Annotated in this window: 28 protein-coding genes; 16 read left to right on the plus strand and 12 right to left on the minus strand. The window is 40.5% G+C overall.

What is annotated here, in order from left to right:
* The first annotated feature begins 26 nt into the window (after positions 1-26).
* The 4 genes from ACZZZK_RS03230 to ACZZZK_RS03245 all read left to right on the plus strand — a co-directional run bounded on the left by ACZZZK_RS03230 (position 27) and on the right by ACZZZK_RS03245 (position 2,577).
* Positions 27-485, plus strand: a complete 459-nt coding sequence (locus ACZZZK_RS03230) for a PepSY domain-containing protein (RefSeq protein WP_463482842.1) — start codon at positions 27-29, stop codon at positions 483-485.
* Positions 486-532: 47 nt separating this feature from the next.
* Positions 533-1,099, plus strand: coding sequence for a GntR family transcriptional regulator (locus ACZZZK_RS03235; protein ID WP_463486271.1), 567 nt, complete (start codon positions 533-535; stop codon positions 1,097-1,099).
* The gene (locus ACZZZK_RS03240; RefSeq protein ID WP_463486272.1) at positions 1,084-1,278 is read left to right on the plus strand and encodes a UTRA domain-containing protein; all 195 of its coding nucleotides are present in this window, start codon (positions 1,084-1,086) and stop codon (positions 1,276-1,278) included. The genes ACZZZK_RS03235 and ACZZZK_RS03240 overlap by 16 nt, the downstream gene beginning before the upstream one ends.
* A 225-nt stretch (positions 1,279-1,503) precedes the next feature.
* Positions 1,504-2,577, plus strand: coding sequence for a sensor histidine kinase (locus ACZZZK_RS03245; protein ID WP_463482843.1), 1,074 nt, complete (start codon positions 1,504-1,506; stop codon positions 2,575-2,577).
* Between the two features lie 76 nt (positions 2,578-2,653).
* Here the strand turns inward: ACZZZK_RS03245 and ACZZZK_RS03250 are convergent, their stop codons facing one another.
* Entirely contained in the window at positions 2,654-3,226 is a 573-nt protein-coding gene (locus ACZZZK_RS03250) for a chemotaxis protein CheB (protein ID WP_463482844.1), read from the minus strand.
* A gap of 95 nt (positions 3,227-3,321) precedes the next feature.
* On the opposite strand from ACZZZK_RS03250, the gene ACZZZK_RS03255 reads away from it, so the two are divergent.
* A complete protein-coding gene (locus ACZZZK_RS03255) occupies positions 3,322-4,761 on the plus strand; it encodes a sensor histidine kinase (RefSeq protein ID WP_463482845.1) in 1,440 nt (479 codons plus the stop codon).
* 585 nt (positions 4,762-5,346) lie between these two features.
* Here ACZZZK_RS03255 and ACZZZK_RS03260 read toward each other — a convergent pair.
* Complete coding sequence (locus ACZZZK_RS03260) at positions 5,347-5,529, minus strand: hypothetical protein (RefSeq protein WP_463482846.1); 183 nt, start codon at positions 5,527-5,529, stop codon at positions 5,347-5,349.
* A 388-nt stretch (positions 5,530-5,917) separates the two neighbouring features.
* Here ACZZZK_RS03260 and ACZZZK_RS03265 point away from each other — a divergent pair, with 388 nt between their 5' ends.
* Positions 5,918-6,088, plus strand: a complete 171-nt coding sequence (locus ACZZZK_RS03265; RefSeq protein ID WP_463486273.1) for a LuxR C-terminal-related transcriptional regulator — start codon at positions 5,918-5,920, stop codon at positions 6,086-6,088.
* A gap of 425 nt (positions 6,089-6,513) precedes the next feature.
* Here the strand turns inward: ACZZZK_RS03265 and ACZZZK_RS03270 are convergent, their stop codons facing one another.
* From ACZZZK_RS03270 to ACZZZK_RS03280, 3 genes are all read right to left on the minus strand, one after another.
* Positions 6,514-7,203 carry a DUF421 domain-containing protein gene (locus ACZZZK_RS03270; protein WP_463482847.1) on the minus strand — a complete coding sequence of 230 codons (690 nt, stop codon included), beginning with the start codon at positions 7,201-7,203 and terminating at the stop codon, positions 6,514-6,516.
* Between the two features lie 32 nt (positions 7,204-7,235).
* Complete coding sequence (locus tag ACZZZK_RS03275; RefSeq protein ID WP_463482848.1) at positions 7,236-7,598, minus strand: response regulator transcription factor; 363 nt, start codon at positions 7,596-7,598, stop codon at positions 7,236-7,238.
* 289 nt (positions 7,599-7,887) lie between these two features.
* The gene (locus tag ACZZZK_RS03280) at positions 7,888-8,118 is read right to left on the minus strand and encodes a helix-turn-helix transcriptional regulator (protein WP_463482849.1); all 231 of its coding nucleotides are present in this window, start codon (positions 8,116-8,118) and stop codon (positions 7,888-7,890) included.
* A 439-nt stretch (positions 8,119-8,557) separates the two neighbouring features.
* On the opposite strand from ACZZZK_RS03280, the gene ACZZZK_RS03285 reads away from it, so the two are divergent.
* Complete coding sequence (locus ACZZZK_RS03285; protein WP_463482850.1) at positions 8,558-9,652, plus strand: PAS domain-containing sensor histidine kinase; 1,095 nt, start codon at positions 8,558-8,560, stop codon at positions 9,650-9,652.
* 194 nt (positions 9,653-9,846) lie between these two features.
* On the plus strand, positions 9,847-10,203 hold the full coding sequence (locus tag ACZZZK_RS03290) for a hypothetical protein (protein WP_463482851.1): 357 nt from the start codon (positions 9,847-9,849) through the stop codon (positions 10,201-10,203).
* 411 nt (positions 10,204-10,614) lie between these two features.
* Here the strand turns inward: ACZZZK_RS03290 and ACZZZK_RS03295 are convergent, their stop codons facing one another.
* The 3 genes from ACZZZK_RS03295 to ACZZZK_RS03305 are packed head-to-tail and all read right to left on the minus strand — an operon-like array spanning position 10,615 to position 12,968.
* Positions 10,615-11,370, minus strand: a complete 756-nt coding sequence (locus ACZZZK_RS03295; RefSeq protein ID WP_463482852.1) for an SOS response-associated peptidase — start codon at positions 11,368-11,370, stop codon at positions 10,615-10,617.
* Positions 11,312-12,556 (minus strand): Y-family DNA polymerase, encoded by a 1,245-nt coding sequence (locus ACZZZK_RS03300; protein ID WP_463482853.1) that lies wholly within the window; start codon positions 12,554-12,556, stop codon positions 11,312-11,314. The genes ACZZZK_RS03295 and ACZZZK_RS03300 overlap by 59 nt, the downstream gene beginning before the upstream one ends.
* Positions 12,540-12,968 (minus strand): LexA family protein, encoded by a 429-nt coding sequence (locus ACZZZK_RS03305; RefSeq protein WP_463482854.1) that lies wholly within the window; start codon positions 12,966-12,968, stop codon positions 12,540-12,542. The genes ACZZZK_RS03300 and ACZZZK_RS03305 overlap by 17 nt, the downstream gene beginning before the upstream one ends.
* A gap of 218 nt (positions 12,969-13,186) precedes the next feature.
* On the opposite strand from ACZZZK_RS03305, the gene ACZZZK_RS03310 reads away from it, so the two are divergent.
* On the plus strand, positions 13,187-13,693 hold the full coding sequence (locus tag ACZZZK_RS03310; RefSeq protein WP_463482855.1) for an RNA polymerase sigma factor: 507 nt from the start codon (positions 13,187-13,189) through the stop codon (positions 13,691-13,693).
* A gap of 216 nt (positions 13,694-13,909) precedes the next feature.
* Here ACZZZK_RS03310 and ACZZZK_RS03315 read toward each other — a convergent pair whose 3' ends face one another.
* Complete coding sequence (locus ACZZZK_RS03315; RefSeq protein WP_265801540.1) at positions 13,910-14,104, minus strand: cold-shock protein; 195 nt, start codon at positions 14,102-14,104, stop codon at positions 13,910-13,912.
* Positions 14,105-14,377: 273 nt separating this feature from the next.
* Here ACZZZK_RS03315 and ACZZZK_RS03320 point away from each other — a divergent pair, with 273 nt between their 5' ends.
* A complete protein-coding gene (locus tag ACZZZK_RS03320) occupies positions 14,378-14,854 on the plus strand; it encodes an SgcJ/EcaC family oxidoreductase (protein ID WP_463482856.1) in 477 nt (158 codons plus the stop codon).
* A gap of 72 nt (positions 14,855-14,926) precedes the next feature.
* Here ACZZZK_RS03320 and ACZZZK_RS03325 read toward each other — a convergent pair whose 3' ends face one another.
* Complete coding sequence (locus ACZZZK_RS03325) at positions 14,927-16,288, minus strand: PAS domain-containing protein (protein ID WP_463482857.1); 1,362 nt, start codon at positions 16,286-16,288, stop codon at positions 14,927-14,929.
* 799 nt (positions 16,289-17,087) lie between these two features.
* On the opposite strand from ACZZZK_RS03325, the gene ACZZZK_RS03330 reads away from it, so the two are divergent.
* Entirely contained in the window at positions 17,088-18,164 is a 1,077-nt protein-coding gene (locus tag ACZZZK_RS03330) for an AI-2E family transporter (RefSeq protein ID WP_463482858.1), read from the plus strand.
* 538 nt (positions 18,165-18,702) lie between these two features.
* Here ACZZZK_RS03330 and ACZZZK_RS03335 read toward each other — a convergent pair.
* Both ACZZZK_RS03335 and ACZZZK_RS03340 read right to left on the minus strand, forming a co-directional pair.
* Positions 18,703-19,173 (minus strand): hypothetical protein, encoded by a 471-nt coding sequence (locus ACZZZK_RS03335; RefSeq protein WP_463482859.1) that lies wholly within the window; start codon positions 19,171-19,173, stop codon positions 18,703-18,705.
* A 479-nt stretch (positions 19,174-19,652) separates the two neighbouring features.
* Complete coding sequence (locus ACZZZK_RS03340; RefSeq protein ID WP_463482860.1) at positions 19,653-20,408, minus strand: DNA-formamidopyrimidine glycosylase family protein; 756 nt, start codon at positions 20,406-20,408, stop codon at positions 19,653-19,655.
* Positions 20,409-20,656: 248 nt separating this feature from the next.
* Here ACZZZK_RS03340 and ACZZZK_RS03345 point away from each other — a divergent pair, with 248 nt between their 5' ends.
* The 5 genes from ACZZZK_RS03345 to ACZZZK_RS03365 all read left to right on the plus strand — a co-directional run bounded on the left by ACZZZK_RS03345 (position 20,657) and on the right by ACZZZK_RS03365 (position 23,320).
* Positions 20,657-20,992, plus strand: coding sequence for a DUF3606 domain-containing protein (locus tag ACZZZK_RS03345; protein WP_463482861.1), 336 nt, complete (start codon positions 20,657-20,659; stop codon positions 20,990-20,992).
* Between the two features lie 2 nt (positions 20,993-20,994).
* Complete coding sequence (locus ACZZZK_RS03350) at positions 20,995-21,321, plus strand: hypothetical protein (protein WP_463482862.1); 327 nt, start codon at positions 20,995-20,997, stop codon at positions 21,319-21,321.
* A gap of 52 nt (positions 21,322-21,373) precedes the next feature.
* Positions 21,374-21,697 carry a hypothetical protein gene (locus ACZZZK_RS03355; RefSeq protein WP_463482863.1) on the plus strand — a complete coding sequence of 108 codons (324 nt, stop codon included), beginning with the start codon at positions 21,374-21,376 and terminating at the stop codon, positions 21,695-21,697.
* Between the two features lie 770 nt (positions 21,698-22,467).
* Positions 22,468-22,833, plus strand: a complete 366-nt coding sequence (locus ACZZZK_RS03360) for a hypothetical protein (RefSeq protein ID WP_463482864.1) — start codon at positions 22,468-22,470, stop codon at positions 22,831-22,833.
* Between the two features lie 19 nt (positions 22,834-22,852).
* Positions 22,853-23,320, plus strand: coding sequence for a lipocalin family protein (locus ACZZZK_RS03365; protein WP_463482865.1), 468 nt, complete (start codon positions 22,853-22,855; stop codon positions 23,318-23,320).
* The last annotated feature ends 18 nt before the right edge of the window (positions 23,321-23,338 follow it).

The following is a 23,338-nucleotide window of genomic DNA, read 5'->3' on the forward strand; positions in this document are numbered from 1 at the left end:
GAAAGGGTTATGCACCTGAAGAAGCGATGGATATAGCCTGGGACCAGGTCATTAAGATCCACCCCAAATCGATGGGTTTTTATTACAGTTTTGCGGATACGGCAGAGGCTAAGGCCGCCATCAATATCACCGTATACCCCAATAAAGGACAGTTTTATAATAGCCAGGGCTACACTTTTGACCAACATAACCTCAAGGAGTTAAAGCGACAGGATGCCTATTCTATACCATATGCGCAAGCTTCATTTGGTCAGAAACTGCGAAAAATGAATTACGATATCCATGTAGGCAGTATTCTCGGATTTCCGGGTAAGGTAATGGCCTTCCTGGCTTCACTTATTGGCGCCAGCTTACCGATTACAGGATTTCTGGTGTGGTATGGCCGGAAGTTTAAGAAAAAGAGTAAGAAGCCGCAGAAAAGTTTAACGAAGCAACCCGATACTGCCCCGTCTAAATCAGCAGAAAAACTACTCATAGAAATATAAACACAAAGCCCCGGATCTGAAAAGCAGGGGCTTTGTATTGACATCTGATCAAAAAGGTCCAGGCAGAAGCATTGCTCAGGAAACTGATTGAATCTGCTGGATATATTGATGGTAAACTGTTACCAAACAAGGTAGAACTGTTAAAAGAACTGAATATCTTGCGTACAACATTGAGGCAGTCTATCAATAAACTGTTTTACGATGGGCTGTTGATCCGCAAGAAAGGTGTCGGCACCAGAGTGGTGGAATCAAAATCACTAAGTTCCAAGTCGAAAAACTGGATGAATTTTTCTCAGGAAATGAGCGCCAGAGGTATTCCGGGCAAAAATTTTGAGCTCCATGTAAGCTGGGTGCTGCCCGAAAAGCGGATTGCCAGTTTCTTTGGAATCAAAGAAGATAAAAAAATACTTAAACAAGTTCGGCTCCGGGGCAGACCGGAAGGGCCATTTGTTTATTTCGAATCTTATTTCCACCCGGTAGTTGGCCTTACGGGCGATGAAGATTATAAGGCGCCACTATACGAAATGGTCGTAAAATCACATGGAATTGTTGCCATGATTCAAAAGAAGAAATCAGTGCTTTACTGGCAGATGAATTTATTGACGCAAAATTAGAAACGAATGTTGATTCCCCTATCCTGTTTCGAAAGCGTTTTGTTTACGATATCGAAGAACGGCCTATTGAATATAATCTGGGTTACTATAAAGCCGACAGTTTTTGTGTACACGGTAGAGAGCAGGCGCGAATAATTACTTTTATGCGTAGAAACATAAGTTTCAAGCCTGATTTTTAATACTTAATTCTCCAAGCCTATTAGTCTAAATAAACCTGAGTTTTTTAAGATCACTCCTCGCGAAATCTCCAAAATAGCTAATCTTTACTTTCACGCTTTAGATATGTCTTGCCATCGTGGTATTCCAATGTAGTTTACTCACAGCAGTTGTAACTTACAATAAAATAGCTGAAGATATTCCATATCTTGCACGGCCCTAATACCTGACCAACGCGGCGGAAATCGATGAACAACAAAAACGAACAGATTAGTTCATTAATTGAGCTTAATGAGGAACTGGAAAACTATTTTCGGAACACCATCATTCCCCAGCTTTTTATCGATGCACATTTGATTCTGCGAAAGTTCACGCCACCGGCGATGCGTCAATTCAGCCTTCAGCTTACCGATGTGGGCAGGCCACTCACCGAAATCCATGAAAATTTCCGTTTTCCTACCATTATGGAAAATATTCAGCACGTAATTGATTCCGGAGAGGTGCTGGAAAAGGAAATACAAACCACCGATTTAAGGTGGTACCAGATGAATATCCTGCCTTATATCGTCCAAAAGAATAAAAAAACCAACGGGGTAATCGTCACTTTCGTCGAAATCACCATGCGGATACGTGATCTGAAGGAGCAGGAGAAACTCATTGCAGAGCATGAACTTTTGCTCGATACCATCTCCCATGATATCAAGACGCCATTGACCAGTCTGGGGTTAACCATTGAAATGCTCAAGCAGTTGCCTGAAAAAGGCATGCAGCGATTCCCTGTATTGCTTGAAAAAGTGGAAAACAGTCTGATCAAGATGCAGCACATTATCCATGATCTCACTGATGCCCGTGAAAACGAACACCGGTACAAACCTGTTGAAGAACTTTTGGATTTCGAGCATATTATTGAGGATGTAAGGCTTACTCTGGCCCCACAGATCAAAGAGTCCAAAGCAGTCATCAAAAGCGAAATAGGACATTCAGAAATCAAGTTTGTCCGCCGAAAGCTGAGAAGCGCAGTATATAACCTGGTAAATAATTCTATTAAATACCGCTCAAAAGCACGAACACCTGAAATCCACATTAAAACCTACGAAAAGGATGATTATATGGTGATACAGGTTTCAGATAACGGCATGGGAATTCCTGAGGCTGAACTGGGCAATATTTTCAAAAAATATGAAAGGATATCAAGGTCCGGAGAGGGCTCCGGCATCGGATTGTACCTGGTCAAAGAAATTATCGAGGCATCGGGCGGCAAGATCGAAGTCGAAAGCAGCTTAGGCGAAGGAACAGTATTTCGCTTGCACGTAAAGCTATAAAATATCAGCAAAAAAATATCAGGTCTTAGCTATAATGATATAGGGAGCGCATCCCCGGATCCCGCAAAATGAAATGCTAATTCACCAAAGCTGTTTTTTCCAGAAGTTTTGTTGCAATATCTTTTGGGGACAGTACATAGTCCGGATGGTCGTTTGCAACAAGTGATCCCGGCATTAATCCGAACTGGGCGGTATCCGGATCCTGGACAATGATCAGACCTTGCTGATCTTCTATTGCCAACGCACCTTGCAAACCATCCAGACCTGCTCCGGAAAGGATCACGCCTATCGCGTGATGCCCTACGTCCCTGGCAAGACTTATAAAAAGCTCATCGATTCCCCTATTGATGTTTTCCTCTTCTGACCTCTCTCTCAACATCAGTGTACCGTTTATAACCGTCATGATTTTGCCTATACCCAGTGCATAGATTTTCCCCTTTTCTACCTTTGTATCCTCAACAACTTTTATAACCGGTATATCTGTTACCCTTTGAAGAATCAATGCAAGGTTACTGTTATTGCCTTTTGGAATATGATGGATCAAAACAATTGCAGCATTTAAGGGATGAACTAACTGACTTAGTATATTTTGTAGTGGCTCGAGCCCCCCTGCTGATGAGCCGATTGCAATAACAGTAAATGCTGACATGTATATTAAATCAATCGCGATGTATTTTTGTTTTGGCCCGGTCTCAGCTCAAACACTTATGCATAAAAAATGTTAAGAATGCAGTAGCATAAAATATGAAAAAAGATAGTGAAAAGCATGGCTTCGAGCAACGTTTTAGGGAGTGTGATGCAAAGTTCAACAGTATATTTGAACTCAGCAGCGTTGCCACAAAGATCATAAACTCAGATCTCACCATTTTAAAGGTTAATGAAGCACTCTGTGAGCTGCTCGGTTATACAGCTGAAGAAATTCTGGGCACAAGAATTCTGGATCACGCCTGCGAAGAATATATAGACCACTGGCATCATCTGCAGGAAGAATTATGGGCTAAACAGGTACCGCACTTTAAACTTAAAGCCTGTCTTTACCGGAAAGACCGGGAAATAGTATGGGTTGATGTGACTACGATTTTATACAACGATGAGGGTGAAACCTTCGGCTTTACCGTGCTCGACGACATCACCGGACTGAAACATTTTGAAAATAGCCAAAAGCGGTTAAATGTTGCATTAAAATATTCAGGAACGGCCATATGGGAACTTGATATCAAATCGGGTGAAGTATTCCGCTCACCTGATCACGACCAGCTCTTTGGTTATGATTCCAATAAGAAAAAATGGTTTTTGGAAGATTACTACCCTCACCTGTCAGAGCGTGATCTGGAAGGCTTTAAAAGCGCTTTACAAAAAATCGCCCAAACTGATGGTCTGGATGTACAGGCCCGGGTACTGCGAAAGGACGGACAACTTCAATGGCTGAACATTAAAGGTACGCCCGAAAGGGATGATTCCGGTCAGGTCGTCAGGGTGATTGGCGTGATCAATGATATCACCAAAGACAAACTGATAGAGCGGCACAAAGATGACTTCATCAGTATTGCCAGTCACGAGCTCAAAACACCCGTTACCAGTCTTAAAGCTTCACTACAACTTCTCGACCGTAGTCAGGACGGTGCTTCAGAGCGTGTTAAATCGCTGATCCTTCAGGCCAATAAGGGAATCAACAGGATCACCGCAATTATTGACGACCTGTTGAATGCCGGGAAAAATTATGAAGAGCAGCTCTCGCTAAGAAAAGAAAATTTTGACATCTACTTTTTGGCGGAGGAAGTGATAGATCAGTTTGAAGCGTTGCCCACTCAATCCATTGAGTTACTGGGACACAAAAATAGTATGCTTAGGGCAGACTCGGAAAGAATAGGGCGTGTATTAACCAACCTGATCGGCAATGCCATCAAATACGCCCCTAAATCCAGCAAGATCAAAGTCAACATTGAAAATAAGCGGGAAAGCATCCGGGTTTCGGTTATCGATAAAGGCCCGGGAATACCTGAAGATAAAATACCGCTTCTTTTTGACCGTTATTATCAGGCGACAGATAACCAGAACAGCGCTTCAGGTTTAGGCCTCGGCTTGTTCATCAGTGCAAACATTGTCCGCAAGCATCTTGGAAAAATCGGGGTGAGCAGTGATCCGCTCACCGGTACGAACTTTTGGTTTGAGCTGCCAAAATAAAAACCGTTTTTTTTTACAAAATACCATTATCTATTCACGTATTTTCACAAATAAAAAACCGTACCTGATCGTGTAAGATACGCATCTTTCCTGCCTGCAATTTTTTTAATATTTGCAGATGCACTTCTTTATTTACCAATCTTCCTGCGGATAATTCAAGCGGGAATTCATTCATATTTCAGATGGGATCAAGCAACGCATTCATTCCCAAACCACCGAGAAGTTGATATGCATTATCGACCGGAAATATAACCGTTTTATATATCAGTGCGGAGATTTCGACTGGCATCTTAACGATTTAAAAACCGGCGTAAATATTAGACTTTTATCACTATAATATTCCCGGGATTAACTGAATGATCATGACAGATCACTGATCCCATGCTTAGGTTGACCAGATCAGGAATCCAGTAACTTTTTTCTTTATTCTAGCCCAGTCGAATGTGCTAACAGTATTGATGTGAGATTTTGCTCCCTGATTTAAACAAATAAAGATTTTCAGAAACCCGGCCGATACATGAACATCAAGGTATTTCCAGTGGAATTCTTAAGATACCAAAAGAAAAATTCTTGCGCTAGTTTAGCTTATAAACCCTGGTTGCGCTTTATTTTTGAAGTAAGTGCTCCAATCAGAAATCTACACTGCTGAACCTGCATTTCCATATTGGAAATGATCCGATTGGAGGATTGTATAAGGCTTTCTGATCGGTCAAGAAGATCCTTAATATCAACCTCTCCATCCCACTCATACTCTTTCTTGCTCATCATTAGTCAATTCTAAAACAATGACACTGCTTTGCCATGATATGGTAAGGAACATGCAGGTCTTCTCATGAAGCAGGAAGATAAAATAATATTCTGCTGAACTTTTATAAAGCTAAACAATTTATTCAAGCTTATTGAGTCTTAATATTCAATAATAATATAATTAAATCCATTCCATATCCTCTTAGGATCTCGCCTTATATTTACTTGCTTAGGGTTTTGACAGCTTGTACTATCAAACTGGTACTGGAGCCACTCTAAAACAACATTTTGGTATTTATACTCTCTTTTGTTTTAAAAAATGTATACCGGAAGATATTGGGTACATTTAAACATGCATCACATTCCTTTTTCCGCACCTTCAGTAATCGTTTTTAATCAAAGGGAACTAATGATCTTGAACATGATTGCTGAAGGATTAACAAATAAGGAAATAGGAGAAAAAGTATTTTCCAGTAAGCGAACAGTGGATTCAATACGAATAAGTATGCTTCGAAAGTTAAATAGTAGAAACACTGCCGCCTTAATAGCCTGCTCATTCAAGTTAGGTATTCTCACTTAAAATATAAATCTACATGCTGATATGAAGCGCTTGGGAATCATTTTATCCTACAATAGCCTGTCAGGCTGCGGGATAATCAAAGATCAGAATGGTCAAAAGATCCGCTTTCATAATCAGGATAACAGAATTGTCTATAACAGATTTGAAGTCGTTCAGTTTTGTATTGGAATGGTAAACAATCGCCTGGTGGCCCAAGAAATAATCAAAATACCAAATAGCGAAGGGAAAACAATGTCATTGGGTAATCTTTACAGCTAACAAAAATTAAAAAGAACTGCCAGAAGCTGAATTTTTTCAAAGTTTACTTTCCTCCAATATTTAGCTATAGAACGGTTTCACAGAAATCCAATCCAATGTGCTGTTTTTGGAATGCTCAAAAAAAGCAATCCTGGCCCGCTTACCGCCATTTAAATATATCATTTTAGTTATGCTGTCCTCAAAGTATCAATTGCCAGCACCCATTCATCTTTACCGCATCTTGTACATTTCGCCGGAGCCGATAATTGTTCAACATTTGCGCAGTGCGTACAGGCATAATCTCCGTTTTCAGATACAACAACAGAACGTTTCGAAAATGGTTTTGGAAAAACGGGCATACCTTTCTTTTTTTCTTCTTTGGTATAAAACAAAAAACTGACCTGACCATTCGACTCTAACACAGCAGCGCGTACCTGACCTACATGTTCGATACTTTGGGTTCTCATCTCGGCAAAAAATTCATCTTGCGCAAAATTTGCATCTCCTTCTTCCTGCAAGGTGAACATACCGTCTTCAATGATATAGGTGGCCTTCCCTTCCAGTATATCTTCAATTCCCTGGTTCTTCGCTGCCAGATAGGTGATCAGGCGATAAATGACCAATATAATGATAAAAACCAGGAGGGATGGAAATATGGCTGATTCACTGCTCAGCATAGGATCCCCTGCAGCAGAACCTAGTGAGATAATAATTGCTACTTCAAAAATACTCAACTGCCTTACCCCCTTCTTGCCAGAAGAGCGAAGAAAGACCAGAACAAAAGTAAACATGATGATCGTTCGAAGGCCGATTTCTAGCGCAAGGCTTAAGTCGAGATCTTTAAGAAATAAATTCTGGTAATCAATATCTGCAATCATGTGTTTATTGGAAACAAAATAATTATCTAAGTTTAGTTTTGGATCATAGCGCCGATTTTCTTCAGCAGGAAGTCTATCTCGAAAGGTTTGGATACAAAAGCATTTGCTTCACATGATCTTTTGATCTGCAGCTCATCATAATTGGCACTCATCATGACTATTGGCGTCGATCTGGTATTATCATTTGTTTTCAGCATCGCACATACCTCCATTCCTTTGCCATCTGGGAGCATAACATCCAATAAAAAAAGATCAGGATAATGAAAGGTATCCCTGTTCATAAACTCTGTGATGTTACTGAAACTACGCACCTCATAATTTTCGTCAGAAAGAATCATGGTTATAACATCCCTGATCCCCTCGTCATCTTCCAATAAATCTATTTTTTTTCTCATTACCTCCAGCTATGAAAATAGAATCAATTTTCATAAGGTTTTGTTTTGGCAATTAAAATTTGTTACAGGAAAGTTCAGCAATATGAGATGAGGCATCGAGCAGAAGGGATATTCAATTAAACAGCGAGTCATCGAGACATTGCGATTAGGAGCTAAATAACCCGATTCTGAAATCAAAGTCTATAGGAGAAAATGATATCTTAATTTTTGCTAATTTAAGTTAAGATCCAGGTGATTTTGGAGAAAGAAAAACGAATAGCGTTTTCTTGTTCCAGGGATAAATGCTTTTTTATGTTTTCAGCAATCCAAATCTGTAAGCGAAGGATATCAACGAAGCGGCATTTCTGGTATGGGTTTTTGCGATCAGCTTTTTACGTATGCTCTCCGCCTTGGATGGAATAACATTCAATTCAGCACTAATTTCGTTATAGGTTAATCCCTGGGCGATTAATTCTATCATTCTGATATCCAGGGCACTAATACCCATGATGTTTAGCGAGACGTTTTTATTTAGATTCATGGATCAAATATAGTGTAAAATTTACACTTACTATTAAAATACGACTGTTTAAAACTACAGAAAATCGTTTATTTGACATTTATCATCAATATTTCTCTATATCCGTTCGCTGAATAATTGATTGGCTTTTCAATCAATAATAGCGCCATACTGATATTCCTGGATATGAATTTGAAATCAAGCATTGTTCTCTTATCAAAAAGATACCTATATCAGATTTTGACAAACACATCTATTTCATCATTTTACGATTTGGCAAAATTATAGTATTTCTCTCTCGCTTGTTCACTGTAGCTGTATGGCAAAAAGTGTGTTACACCTAATAAAAGGTCACGTCAGGCAAATCCGTTGTGATCATCTATAAAGATGATGAACTTACAGCGCACAAATGCTTTACAACTATTATGAATATTCTTTTTAACTTTGGGCCCATCAACCTATGATAAAAGCTTTATTGAACGAAAGAAATGCCATTTTAGCGGCAATTGTAGCGAATTCTGATGATACGATTATCAGCAAAACGCTCGATGGCACTATTATGAGCTGGAATCCCGCGGCCGAGAAAATGTTTGGCTACCCGGAAGCTGAAGCTATTGGTAAGCATATTTCGCTCATCATTCCACCCGATCGCCTTGAGGAAGAAACCTTTATCATTTCACAGATCAAAGCAGGTCAAAAAGTAGATCATTTCGAAACCGTCAGATTAACCAAATCCGGCACACTGATTCCTATTTCAGTGACCGTTTCCCCGGTCGTTGCTGAAGATGGAAAAATCATCGGGGCATCAAAGATTGCAAGGAATATCAGCGAGCAGATCTTATTACAGCAGGAAAAAGCACGCCTTTATGAGCAGGTGAAAACGCTCAGTGAGAGACAAAACGAATTCATAGGATTAGCAAGTCATGAGCTGAAAACGCCGCTGACCAGTTTAAACGGCTATCTACAAATCCTTGAAAAAACAAGCGGAGACCAGAAGTCTAAGCACATCATTAGCAGAGCTGCCCAGCAGGTAAAAAAAATAACGGCCCTGATCGATGACTTATTGGATATCACAAAGATACAAGCCGGAAAGCTACTGCTGACGACCGAAGCCAACAATATCAAACGCATCATCGAAGACAGTATTGAGCTCATGGTACATGTCCATCCCGAGCATGAGTTCAAATTCCGCACCGATATTGATGCGTTGAGCATCATGCTCGATGCGCAAAGGATCGAACAGGTACTTGTAAATCTGTTGACCAACGCGATCCGGTACTCACCTTCATCAAAGCTTGTGGAGATCTCTCTCGAAGTGAATGATAACCAGGTCATCATCAGTGTCCGTGACCAGGGACCAGGTATACCAGAGGATAAATTTGAGCTGATTTTTTCCCGGTTCTACCGCATGCAGGAAAGCGGTACGCAAGGGCTTGGACTCGGTCTATTTCTCTGTAGCGAAATCATACAACGCCATGGCGGAAAGATCTGGGTAGAAAGCAAATTAGGCGAAGGAAGCACTTTCCGTTTTACTTTGCCCCTGCAGGCCAATTAATGCATGTTAACTTGCTCAAGTTAAGATTTCCAGAAACCCTAAAAATCCGGAATGTCAGCAACATATTGGTATTTAAAATGCAGTATAAGTGAAGATAATCCACAACATTATATCCTGGTCAAACAAAACTCCCGGGAGAATTGTGTATAAAATCCAGATCTAAGGTATAGCAGAAATCCTATAAGTAAACGCAGATGAATTTACAGAACGAATACGGAGAAGCAAAATGGAACGACTTTGGGGGCAGATCACCACTGATTGCAGTCTTTCAGTCTTATCATGAGCTCAATCCGGAGATTGAGCAGATAATCAACAAAGAGACATTCCCGGTATCCTTTCCAAGGGCAAACACATTGCCTCTCCGCTTAAACGCAACCGGTACATATTTCCGATCATCAGAGGCGCTGTACATGGATATATTAAAGCAGGGAATCATAAAATCACTACCTGGATTGCTGCAGATTTCCAACTGGCCGGCAGTATCCGAAACCTATGGCAAGAAGTGGATTCCGAGGAATACATTGAAAGCATTGAACCTGTGCTCGCCATAGCGGTGCCGCATTCCATGTCCAGGTATTTGTACAATCATTTCCCGATCGCCAACTATGTAGGAAGGAAGATGACCGAAATCTATTTCAGGGGCGCTTCTGAGCGGGCATATATAGCCAAGCTGCTCACAGCGGCCAAGCGCTACGATCGGTTTCGGCATATTTACCCTCACCTGCTCAATAGGGTACCACTAAAATACATTGCATCCTTTTTGGGGATGAGACTCGAGACCCTGAGCAGAATCAGAACTGCCATAGCGAAAACAGAAGCAGGTGAAGCGTAAGAATCAATCAAATATAGTTAACAACATACGTCAAAAGATGATTAATACATTCTAAAACAGCTGATCGCTAAGCTGTTATTTCAGACTTCCAGCATATCATAAAGACTATCCAGACGTCCAGCCCTTCAAGTTAATTGAAAAGCGTCAGGTCAGGACCCGAAGGCTTATTGTTGTCCTCATCTTTATTGCGGGCGTTATTGATCTTTTTATCCACCTGCCAGCCTTTCAGCAAATCATTATTAACCGGATGCAGTACAGTTAACCGTTCCCTGGAAGGCAGCTCACGGTCCAGCCAGATCGCGCTTTCTGCCTGGGAAAGGATGCAGGGCATGCGGTCATGAATCTTGGACATAAATTCATTGGCCGGTTGCATGATCATGGTACAGGACGGGATCACGATACCAGTCTTTGGATCTTTCCAACTGTCCCAAAAACCCGCAATCAGCATGAGTGCCTCGTCTCTGCGTTCAAAAAAATAGGGCTGCTTCTGGGTACTGCTCCTGTCCCATTCATAAAACCCTTCCACCACAAAAACACAATGACGCCGTCCGATCAGGTTTTTATAGGTCGGTAAAGCGTGCATGGTTTCAATGCGGCAATAAGTGGTAGCAAATTTGGGCGTTTCAACCGAAAATGAGGGAATAAGTCCCCATTTGACATAATGAAGTTTGCCCGGACGGGCATCCAATATTACAGGCATATCCGTGCCCGGAGGCCGGTTGGTGTCCTTTTCTTTAGCTTCCCCGCCAAGGATAAGACCTGCCTTTGCCGCCATGGCCCTACTCTCCCCTATCAGTGTTCTTCCGCACATAACTTGTCTTCTTATCTTAAATAACTTGTATAATATCACTCCATCGGGTGGTGTAACGCTTGGATAGGTATTCATGTTTAAGTCGCCACTTTTTTTCATACCCTTCAGTCGCCATTCTCAGCGTTCCCCTTCCATAGGCCAGGTTCAGCCGGTCAAGCACAGCAGATACCGTATCTTTCTTTCCTCCATCATGATCAGAAAACATATTAAGCTGCAGTTCGCTTTCAGGAATGAGTCCTGTAGCAATGACCCCGGCCTTTCTGTACTTGATCCCATATCTGAAAAGTTTTTGGGACACTTTCACCGCAATACCCACCAGATCAGTGGTACTGTTACTGGCGATCAACAGCTTGTGGGTATGACTGGGAAAATGCTGCGGATGGTCCTCCCGGTTTTTATTGGTATATAAAAACACCTGAAGGTACACGCAGCGCAACTTCTGGGCAAGAAGCTTCTCAGCCAGTCTGCTCGCATATAGCGCAAGCGCCTCAGCCAGAATCTCCGGGCTTTCGATATAGTTCCGGAAAGAGCGGCTTACGGTAATGCCTTTGGTGGTTTCGCGGATTTCGTCCAGCGGAATGGCAGGTCTCCCCCATAGCTCATTGTACATGCGCTGGCCCATGATGGTCATATTCTGCTTGAACCACATTTCGGGCATCTCCCTCAGCTGGGCCACCGTTTCTATCTTCAGTGCTTCGAACTTTTTATAGTATTGCCTGCCAACGCCCCAGAGATCGTGGACAGGAAAATCCCTGACCGCGTCCGAAATCTTCTCATCAGTATCAAGTACCAATACCCCATTGTGTTTTTTAGCAAGCTTATTGGCCAGCTTGGCAAGCGTCTTTGTAGGCGCAACGCCAATTGAAACCGGGATACCGGTATTCTGGATCACCGCATTTCTGATTTTTGGCGCATAGCTTTCCAGGTTCCTGATACCACCCAGCCAGCCAAAGGCCTCATCAATGCTGTAAACATCCAGCCGGGGAAACCAGCGGCCAAGCTGATTCATCACACGTTCGCTCATATCCCCGTAAAGCACATAATTGCTGGAAAAAACATGTATGTGGTATTTTTTGATCAGGTCCCTGACCAGAAATTCCGGATCCCCCATCTTAATGCCAAATGCTTTTGCTTCCTCGCTCCTGGCAATGACACATCCATCATTGTTGCTCAATACAACAATGGGTTTGCCTGTAAGTTCCGGACGAAACAGCCGTTCTGCCGAGGCATAAAAGTTATTGCAGTCACAGAGCGCAAACATGGCGGTACTTTCCGGTTTTTAAAGATTTGGGCAATACATTCCGGCAGACCGAGGTCACCACTCCCCATATCTGAAGGGTATCCATTTCGGTCTGGTAGATTGTTCCGGTATCGTTTTTAAGTTGGGGGATACTGTTTATCACCTGATAGATCCGGCAGGAAAAATTCCCGTCTATAAAAGCGATAACAGTAGCACCATTTTTCGGGGACAGGCTTCGATCGATGATCAGAATATCTCCATCATGAATGCTCACCGAGGACATGGCCTCACCTTTCATCTGAAAATAAAAGGTAGAATGGGGATCAACAACCAGCCTGCCGGCAATATCAAGTCTGCCTTCCAAATAATCTGCCGCCGGTGACTGAAACCCCGAAATCTTCTGCTCTGCTCTTTTCTCAAATGCCCTGATCATAAATGTCCTTGCCTTATACAACACAAATTTATGCTAATATTTTTAGTAATCAAACAAGAGGGATCAAATTTTATTAGCAAAAAATACAACCAGACGGAATAGCGATAATGACGGCCGGGCTTATATTCAACGGGTATACGCGCAAGCTGAATATTTTTCGCCTGATTTAAAACCTTTTCTATAATTAATCGTTGGGGAATAAAAATCAATCTCCACCTATGAACCAGACCGAATTTACCTTAATACTTAGTAAACACTCTGAATTCCTGCTTTCCCACGCCCTTAAGTTTACAAATGATGAAGACGATGCGAAAGATTTGATGCAGGAAACCCTGATCAAGGGCATGAGGTTTGCTGAAAAGTTTGATGAAGGAACAAACCTCAAAGGATGGCTTTATGTGATCATGAAAAATACATTTATCAATGATTTCCGGAAAAACACCAAAAAGAAAGAGTTGATTACCACTGATGATGAAATCAGTAGTGCCCAGCTGAAAACGAGTGCCACAGTGAATACTTCAACCACCACATTTGCCATGGAAGATATATCAAAAGCCATGGACTCGATAAAACCGGAATATAGCATTCCATTTCAGTTGCACTTCGAAGGGTATAAATATGAAGAAATTGCCGAACAGCTGGATATTCCTGTAGGAACCGTCAAGACACACATCCATCAGGCGAGATTGGGATTAAAAAAATATCTTACCATGTACAGACCATAAAATATACTCCCAATACAGGTACCGTATTTTCACTTTCAAAAACTTCTAGCCCCCTTTACAAATGAGTGATGAGTTCATCGTCTGGGGTGCGTAAATTGATCAACAATCCCAATTTTATGTGAAGGGGAAACAATCACAAACGCCAATTATTAAAGCAAACTATCAAAGACATATTTTCAGACGATAACTTTTGCCTGAAAATCAGCCCTTCATCAATCAGAGTTTTTTAACATTTACAGCCATCAAACCCTTTTTCCCTTCTTCGGTATCGTATTCAACAACGTCTCCCGGTTTGAGATCGCGTACCAGAAGTCCGGTAACGTGGACAAATAAATCTTCTGATGTTTCATCCGGAGTGATGAATCCATAACCTTTTTCACCATTGTACATTTTAACTTTTCCCTGTGCCATGTGCTGATATATTTTAATATCGTTTAAGATAGTTTTAAATATCGGGCTAGCGAAATCAACTTGGCCAGCGTACACGAAATCAAGAAGAAGTTCCTAAAAGGTATCGATTGAGCCCATTTAAAATAACGGCGTCGATGAGGACTTTCAAAAATCAAATATCCTATCCCTTAGCAAAGAAGTCATACGGTACATTATATTCAATCATTTGCATTTATTTCACTTAAAATCAGTATTTTAGACACACCGAATACGCCAACATACCAAAAACACACCATGAATAAACTGATACTTTTATTCCTTGTTATCCTAAATGCTCATTGCTGGGCACAAACGCCACAGGAACAAATAAAGAAAGTCATAATCAAGCAAGAAACGGACTGGAACAAAAATGATATGTTATCCTATGCAGACTCCTTTACTGAGGATGGAACGCTCATCAACTTTCTGGGTTTGTTCTGGAAAGGAAAAAGCGAGATTATAAACCAGTTTAAGCTGATCAATGATTGTTGTATAAAACCCACTCAGGTCAAGTTCGACATTTCAGAGACACACTTCCTGAGCGACAACGCAGCAATTGTATACATCAAAGAAACTCTGATCGCAAAACAGGATTACCAGGTGCCTGGAAAGACAGTTAGAAAAGGAAACACAGATCATAAGATGATTACGGCAGTCTTTGTTAAGCAAGAGAACAATTGGAAAATACGTTCTATGCAGGTTACTCAAATAGTACCCATGCCTCCAAAGTAATCTACTCCATCATGAACTAAAATATCTTACCTAACTGCGTTCATGGAAAGCGAATCAATGTTACTGATGCATTTAATCTACTGAGATTATTTTATTGAACCCGATGATATGAGAAGCTATACCATTCGCATCATATACAGGTTTCCCATATGCTTTTAACCAGTGGATGGAACCATCACGCCATTTAACCTGATACTGGGCCTGATAAATTCCGTGGCTACGGACAGCTTCGTCAACCGCAAGCTTTATCTTTTCCCGGAATTCGGGCAGTATTGCTGCGAAAAGATCCTTATAACTGAACCGCTCGGATTCGCCGTAACCATAGTTCTGTTTCATCTGTACATTGGCCGCCATCTCACCAGAAGCAAACTCAACAATCGTATATCCCAGACCGGTATCTTCGATAGCATTGAGCAATACTTTATTGGCCTGTTGGTTTATTTTTTTTGAGAAAATCTGGCTGGTAATATCATCGAGAAGAAAAATAATGTTATCGGGCTCATCACCCATCCTGCCAACGGGTTGCAGTGAAAGGTTTGCATATATGTATTTGGGTCCATCCTCAAAGTTTATCAGCACACTGGCTTCCTCTACATGATAATATTCGCGTGATAAATAAATCTTCTTTAGTAAAGCCCCAAAATCTTCATTATTTACTCTCGTGATGAGCTCATCGAGATTTCTTCCCAATAACTCCACTTTTCCAAAATAATCCTGGATCCTAAGGTTTGACTGCCAGATCCTTTTCTCTGCCCCGGAACAAATGCCCATGGCTACAGGTGCCTGCTTAAAGACCATTTCAAAACTATCCAAAACATTTTCCAGTACACTATTTGCATTGGTCACTGCCTCTTGATAATCGATCAGATTGGACATTTTTTCAACGACTTTTTCATGTTCTGAAATCAGCCTGATATTTTGCAAACGGGTCTGAGCATCTTCAGATATAGCAATCCACAGGTTCATCCGATCGGTCAAATCTTTAACAAATTTGATCAACAGTGACTCTCTCCTTAAATAAAAACCAGATGATTTGTTGCTCATCAACCATAGCGAGCCGATATTGAAGCCATCTCCTGTGACAATGGGTACGCCAGCACAGTAATCTATGCCATCACCGAAGATTGCTGAAAACGCTGCTGTATGTTCATCGTCCTCAATGATAGTCACTACATCCGCCTCCAATAGTTCACCAAGCAAACCCTTGGTCCTGGGCACTATTCTTTTACAGACTGTCCCGAAGGAGGCCTTAATATATATCTTTTCATGATCTATCAGCGTAATCGCGCAGACCGGCATTTCAAACGTTTCACTGGCTAGTTCTGCAAAATATTCAAGGCTATGTCCAGACGGGCTGCAGGTGATTCTATATCGGTTTAACGTGGCCAATCTTGCAACTTCATCATAACCCAGCCTTTGTTCGTGTATTTTCATTCTGTTATCAGATCACTAATGAAGAATTATCAATTTCAATTGAGGCGTGCGAAACTTATTCTTTACCAAAAATAAATCTAGTGTATTTTTCCATAAATATTATTGCTTTCAGAAAATTATCCTGATTTGACTGGATCCGAAACTGAAATAAAAATACAAATGAAATCTTATTTTCTTATTTGGTGATAATTTTATTTCTCATAAAAAGCTTTCAGGTTCGTCACATCGAATAACTGATATTGAATGAACTGTGTTTTCCAAACATTTTAATTGCTTCGCTATACTAGCATCTCTTTATTCACCACATCAACATGGTCAATCCTTATTTAAGGATAAAAGATATATCAGTATCAATGATTTACTTATAAAAGACTGTTATCCGATTAGTGATTGCAAAAACCTATTGCTGATGCTCTCTTTGGTAGATTTATGCTCCTCAACAATTCTGAAAGAGAATACCATCGCTCTAAATGGCTGATATCTTTCAGAAAAGTACCTTCTTTATCCCTACAAAATCCATGAGATAATTAAATTCCTGTCTTGCTTTATATATAGTTGCGCAGAAATGATATCCAGAAAAGCACTGAAAAAAAGCTGATGCAACGGGATCAAATAAATGGGAATGCAGAAATTAGATGCATTTTCAGGAAAAACTGACAATCAACGACTTAACACAACTGAGCATATTTAAATCTTATTTTGATAAAACTTTAATCCCGTTTTAACATCCTTTTGCCATTTATGATGTTGTTTTTAGTACATCATATAAAACTACTTGCATAATTGAACAAACATCGCCATGAAAACAAATGATCATTCATTCCGAACCATTACTTCTTTAATATTATATACCGCGGGACTGGTCATTCTGCTGTGGTTCCTCTATCAAATACTTAACGTAGTATTGATAGCAACTTTTGCGGTTGTGTTTGGTCTCATCATTAATGCTCCGGTTAACAGGCTAGAAAAAAAAGGACTTAAACGATGGCTTGCCTCTTTGATCGTATTTAGCATAATTTTTTCTGTTTCGGTACTGCTTTGTTGGATAGTCATCCCGCAGTTAACCACACAAATTGACAGTTTATTACAGGACCTGCCCATATATTATAACGCGGTAACCGGTTATATAGATAAGCTAATCAGTAATTTCCCCCAGCTACAAGAGCAGATTGATCAGCGTGAAGTCTCGATTTCCTCTGCTATCCCATCTATTGGCAATGTTGTAAAAAGCATAGGGAACTTCTCCATTTCGCTGTTCAGTAGTATATTCATTTTTATTGTCTTCCTGTGTATGATCGTGTTTTTTGTTGGCAACCCTAAACCTTTGGTAGAACTTTATCTTACATTATTTCCCATAGAACAACGGGATAAAGCCAAAAACGCTATTATCAACACCTCGGTTATGCTGGTAGGCTGGATGAAATCGAATGTGATTGCAGGTACAATCGAAGCAGTGATTGTTTATTGCTTTTTAACCTGGATGGAAGTTCCCGGCGCGATGGTATGGGCAGCACTCGCTTTCTTTTCAGAATTACTGCCCAAGATAGGATTCTATATTATGGCCATTCCTCCTACGCTTGTTGCATTATCAGTCAGTGGAATGACAGCGCTATGGTGTCTGATATTTTTTTTAATACTTAATGAACTTATATCAGACTTTTTAATGCCTAAATTAAGATCTTCCACAATGAACATCCATCCTATGTCGAATCTGTTTATGCTTCTTGCCGGAGCGGCAGCATTCGGTCTGATCGGTGCACTGTTGGCCACACCCTTAGCAGCTATTGTAAAAGCATATTACGAAGAGTTTTACCTCAAAAAATTTCCTGAAGATCCTGAACTGGAAAATTTAACCCAACAAATCATTGAGGCTTAACTTATTGTTTAATCTGTCTAATCCGAATGTGTAACGAATATGCCATCCATGATTCATAGATATAATTTCCAACAGGTTTTATTATTTTTTTATTTTGATTTTTATTTTTTCAGACAACACCCTGGAGGCATTTCCGGGTAGAAAACCAACGTCTATTACATAACTTATCAATCAGGTTTACGGATAACATAATCTTGCAGAATAAAATTACAAATGCGATAATTAAGGTTTCTTATTGACAGTAAGGCTACCCATACTTTTAAATACGCCGTTTCTTTAGGTCTAATTTTAAAACGAATATTTTTATTTAATTAATATCCATTTTTTAGTAAAAGTCCCGACATAATCTCAAAACAACGGTAGTTTTAAGAGAACACAAAACACCATTCAGTTCCTAGAATATTTCGCTATAGATTCCAATATCAAAATCAACTCACCCATAATCGAAGCACCAAAAATCAGCAACATTCCAGCCCATATAATATAAAAAATAACAGCTTGTACACACAGATCCAGACTTAGTCTGATCTTCTAGCTGCTATACGATCCGTTTGGCTTTCACCTCCAGCTTATAACTGAAATCCTGCGCAAAGTTATAGCTGTACACCTTTAGATCCAGAGAGATATCCTGCTGGAAAAGCCGCGAGACATGTTTGCAAAAAATAGACCGGAACGTGCTCAGGTTGACCTGAGGCTTGCACACAATGGCAATTTCCGCATCCGATTTCTTTTCCACACTGCCAATAATACTCGGCCAGCGTTCCTTGATCTGCAGCGGAACCGAATCATAATAGTGCTGTTGAATAAAATCACCCGCCGACTGGATAAACCCCTTGGACAAAGCTTCACCAGATAGCTGCTTCCATGACCCATGAATCCTGGAAAGCCGGGCAAGCAATACCTGCTCATCACGCACGCACCATAAATCATCATCCGGATATTGGAACAGTATAAAATTGCGGAAGTTGCCGTAAATATCTTTAAAACGGTAATTAAGTTCTATCATCATGTTTGGTTCACGAAAATAGACATCCCATTCAATGAGTTGAATTATTTCTCTCCACAGATTGTTGAGAAAAAAAGAAACGAAACGTTTTTACCTATAGTATCAATACAAGGATACCCAGAAAATCCCGAAGACACTTATCATCTCCTGCGCAACCTTACGGACTAGACCCGGCTCCAAAAGCAATAACAACATAGGTGCGGACATTAAAAAAGGCGAATAGTTCTAAGAATCGATTGTGTGGAACCGATTAATACATCGATCGCATTTATATCTTTTAACCGGTATGAACGTCAACACATGTTGAAAAGATAGCTTCGCGGAATCCTATAGGTTTCAAAATTTTTGCACCGAGGGCACAATGGAGTCACACCCGCCTTGGCAGATTTAATTAAAGTTTTCATAAATTAGGGATAGACAATACAAATATATTGTTTTCCGGCATTAACCCACCAAGTAAAAAGCTAAAAGCCAGCTATTTATTACTTGTACTCCTTTTGATTTTGTACGTAGTAAGATTTGCGGGAACCTTTTTTATCCGCTATAATCACCTCCCCTTTGGCTGTTTTTTCAGTCTTGGGCAAATGAACTTTCATAAAATCACGATTCTCCCCCGTTACACGATCAGGATCCGCTTTACTGATAGTATCAATCGCATCCTTCAATACCCTCACCATTGATTTAAACAATTGCTCAGCTGGCACTTTGCTGGCTAACGAATGTGGTGAAATTCCTGCGTCATATAAAATCTCATCGGCATAAGCATTACCGATTCCCCTGATTGACTTTTGATCAAGCAGAACAGCTTTTATATCAGCTTTCTTTTTCCCGAGCAGCTCGCTAAACTCCTCTAGACTTATTGCTAAGGCATCAGTCACTTCAGATTTCTGCGGATTTAATATTGGCCTGGCCTGGTTTTGAAAGTCAGTTAAGTAGAGCGAGTCCTTCCCGAAATTCAGATGGAATATAGGAAACTTTGGAGGATCGCCCTCAACCAGTTTCAGCTCACCATGTAACATTAAATGCAACCCAAGCATATGTTCACCGATAGCGATACGCAGCTCCTTTCCTTCCCTGGTGACTGATTTTACTTTATGGGCAACGAGTGCTTCAAAAAATTCCTTTTCGGTTCCAACCGTTTTTTTGGTTACATGAAGCTCAAGAGACTGAACGGTTTTACCCTCAAGTCTTTTTTGAAGGTTTTTCGCCATTACGGCTAAATCGGGAAGTTCTGGCATTTGGGATGAATCTGGGTGCTAATGTAAAGCAACAACCCAAAGCGCCTGGCGATTGTTTTATCAACAGGCCCGAATTCCATAAATGGTTTACAACATATTTGCCAGCACACGTTCCTACCGTAGCATTACCTAACGAATAGCTCAATGCTTGGTTCTGTTAGCCCATTTCATTTAGTTAGAGTGGCCCTGAATCAGTCACCGCTCTCCCACCATAAGATCCCTCCTCACCAGGTTGTTAACCGACCAGGATGATACACGGAGGAACACTTCAGCACTATTCTTGTGCGGGCGTTACCGGAGAGGGAGAATTCGGGCAACTCACGAACATGGAATTTGCTGCAATATTCCGTAATCCTAAACTCAACTATAAAACAAACCATATTCCCTCTTGTTGTATTGTCATGGATGATAAAACAAAACAAGATAGTCGTGACGATTCTAAAGTAGACTTGAACGATCCAAATGAAGTAGCTTACGCTGCCAAACAGGAAGGAATATCAGTGAGCGAATACAAAGAAATGGCGCAGAAGGCCGGTAGCTCAAGTAGAGCAAAGATCGCTGAATACATCAAAAATAGTGCTTAGCTATGTATATCCCAAAAGATATGCTCATCAATGCCAACTTAAAAGGCATAGCGGCCAGGCTGAAACCAAAGCTATACCGTGATGGCAATTCATTCTGTGTCCTATATGGCAAAGATCCACAGAGTGGAGTTTTCGGCCGTGGTGATTCAATCGAAGAAGCATTGATCGATTGGGACAACAGTTTAAAAAAAGCCGTGAGCAACGATATTGATATTAAAAGAATAATAGCCCACATGGATCCGCCTGAAGAGGTTCAACAGTTCCTGATCGATTATCAGCAAAGAGCCAAAAAGGATGATACCGGTTATGACCTCAATAAAAGTTACTAAAATGCCACGCAGGAAAAGAGTAGAGATTGCACTTTAAGGCCTTCCAAAATTATTGGGGGCCGAAGTGTATTCCGAAGCCTCTCATTTTGTTTGCCTGATGCCACTGGATTTTAAAAGCAGTGTTATCGGCCGAGGCGAGTCGGTAGCAGATGCAGTTAACGCCTGGGATGTAAACCTTAAAGGACATCTGAGAACTGCAGGTGAAGATGACCCGATCGTTAAATACGTGAAAAGCCTACTCGGGGGCACTCCTTCAGGCGACGATCTTCCGAGCGTAATCAAAGGACCCGTCAAAGCTGCCTTAAAGAAAACACGCGAACAGAATATTGCTGAATTTCAGTCGCAATTTTATAGCTCAAAAAGTAAATTGAAATAAATTTGGAGCTTGACAAAACAATCAGATGATGTATGCGTTATCATACCGTCATGGATAAATGATAACATACATTTGGTTGGTGTATAAAATTGAAAAGGCTGTCGTGAGATAGCCTTTCTTTTGAGCGATCTTTCAATTACATTTTCGTACTGATCTTCGTACAAATGGTTTTAATTGAAGTTTTATATATTTGAATATTCTTAACAATCCGGGACGATTATTAGGTTCAAAGCCCTGCAGAAATGCAAGGCTTTTCTTTTAAACAAAAAAACGCCCTCCAGGGGGCGCTTCTTTCATTATAATCTGGGACGATTTTATTTTGCTAATATAATACTGGAATTTAATATTCCTGTTAAATTAATAAAATATATCGGCTCAGCACGATATGAAGAAATTTGGTTTGAATTAAATCAAATAGAACGCAGATCGCCGATTATTCAATCCATCAAATGCCGGGATATTACATAAAACCGGCTAACCAGATTTTTTTGCCTATCTTCAACTCATGACAGAAAAAGAGTTCAGTACTTATGCATGTAAGCTCTTAGTAACCCTAGGTTTAACTTATATGCTGGTCATTGGTCTGTTTTATTTTCTAATGGACAACAGTGAACCAATAAAAAAAAGTGAAAATATCAATGATGACTACGAATTGATGATCAGGCACTCAGATGTTCATCGCACCGAACTGCCGGAAAAACAGTGATCATTTCTGTTCATTGCCCTTGTTAGAAAATCTGAAGAAATAATTAAGACGTTATATCTTAATTATGAAAAATTTACTTCTTGCTTTAAGCCTGGTGCTCATAAGCTTAATTGCCAGCGCTCAACCTGGCACCGGTTGTTTCCGAACACTCGACGGCTTTTATTATACCGAAAAGAGCGGAAGCTATTATGATTTTTTTGGCAATAAATATCAGAATTCCATAACTGTTTGTCCCAGAGTTTCCGTGGGCATGAAAACAGGTAACAGGTGCCAATTCTCTCCGATTGGAATTCAATATGATGAGTATAATATCGTAGTAAATACTGCAACCGGTCCGGTAAAATGCGGCCTGGATCATTACGCCTATGCAGCGGTAGTGATCTGCGGGCTATATTTCTTTAGGAGGCTCAGAAAAGTTCAGTATTCGTAGCAATTTTATATTTTTGTGCATGAAAAAACTTTTAGCGCTACTCATAATTATCGTTGCAATCTCCTGCAAAAAAGACCAAAACGAGGAAGATGAAAATAAGGTCGTATATCAGGAATCACAGCTGTTGGGAAGATGGGTTTATGAAAGTATCAAGCTAAATGGAGTGAGTACTCCATACGTTCATAAGTGCAGAACGAAGGATGCGTTTTATTTCAGGAACCGCCCGGGTCGAGATCATCAGTACGATGAAAATATATTTAATGCGAATTGTAGCGCCAGTAGTTCCTCTACCATCTGGCGACTGGAAGGCAATAATCTGGCTTTAAGAGGTCCAAAAGATACTTACTATAAAATACTTCGTTTAAATGAAACCAATTTTGATGTTTCGCTAACCGTGGATTTTGATGGCGACGGAAAAATTGATAAAATGGAGATTTATGCCATAAAGGGCACTTGCGAAAAAAGTGATCCTAACTGCGAATACTAAAAGAGACGCCCGTAGTGC

Source organism: Pedobacter sp. AC163, assembly GCF_979258665.1.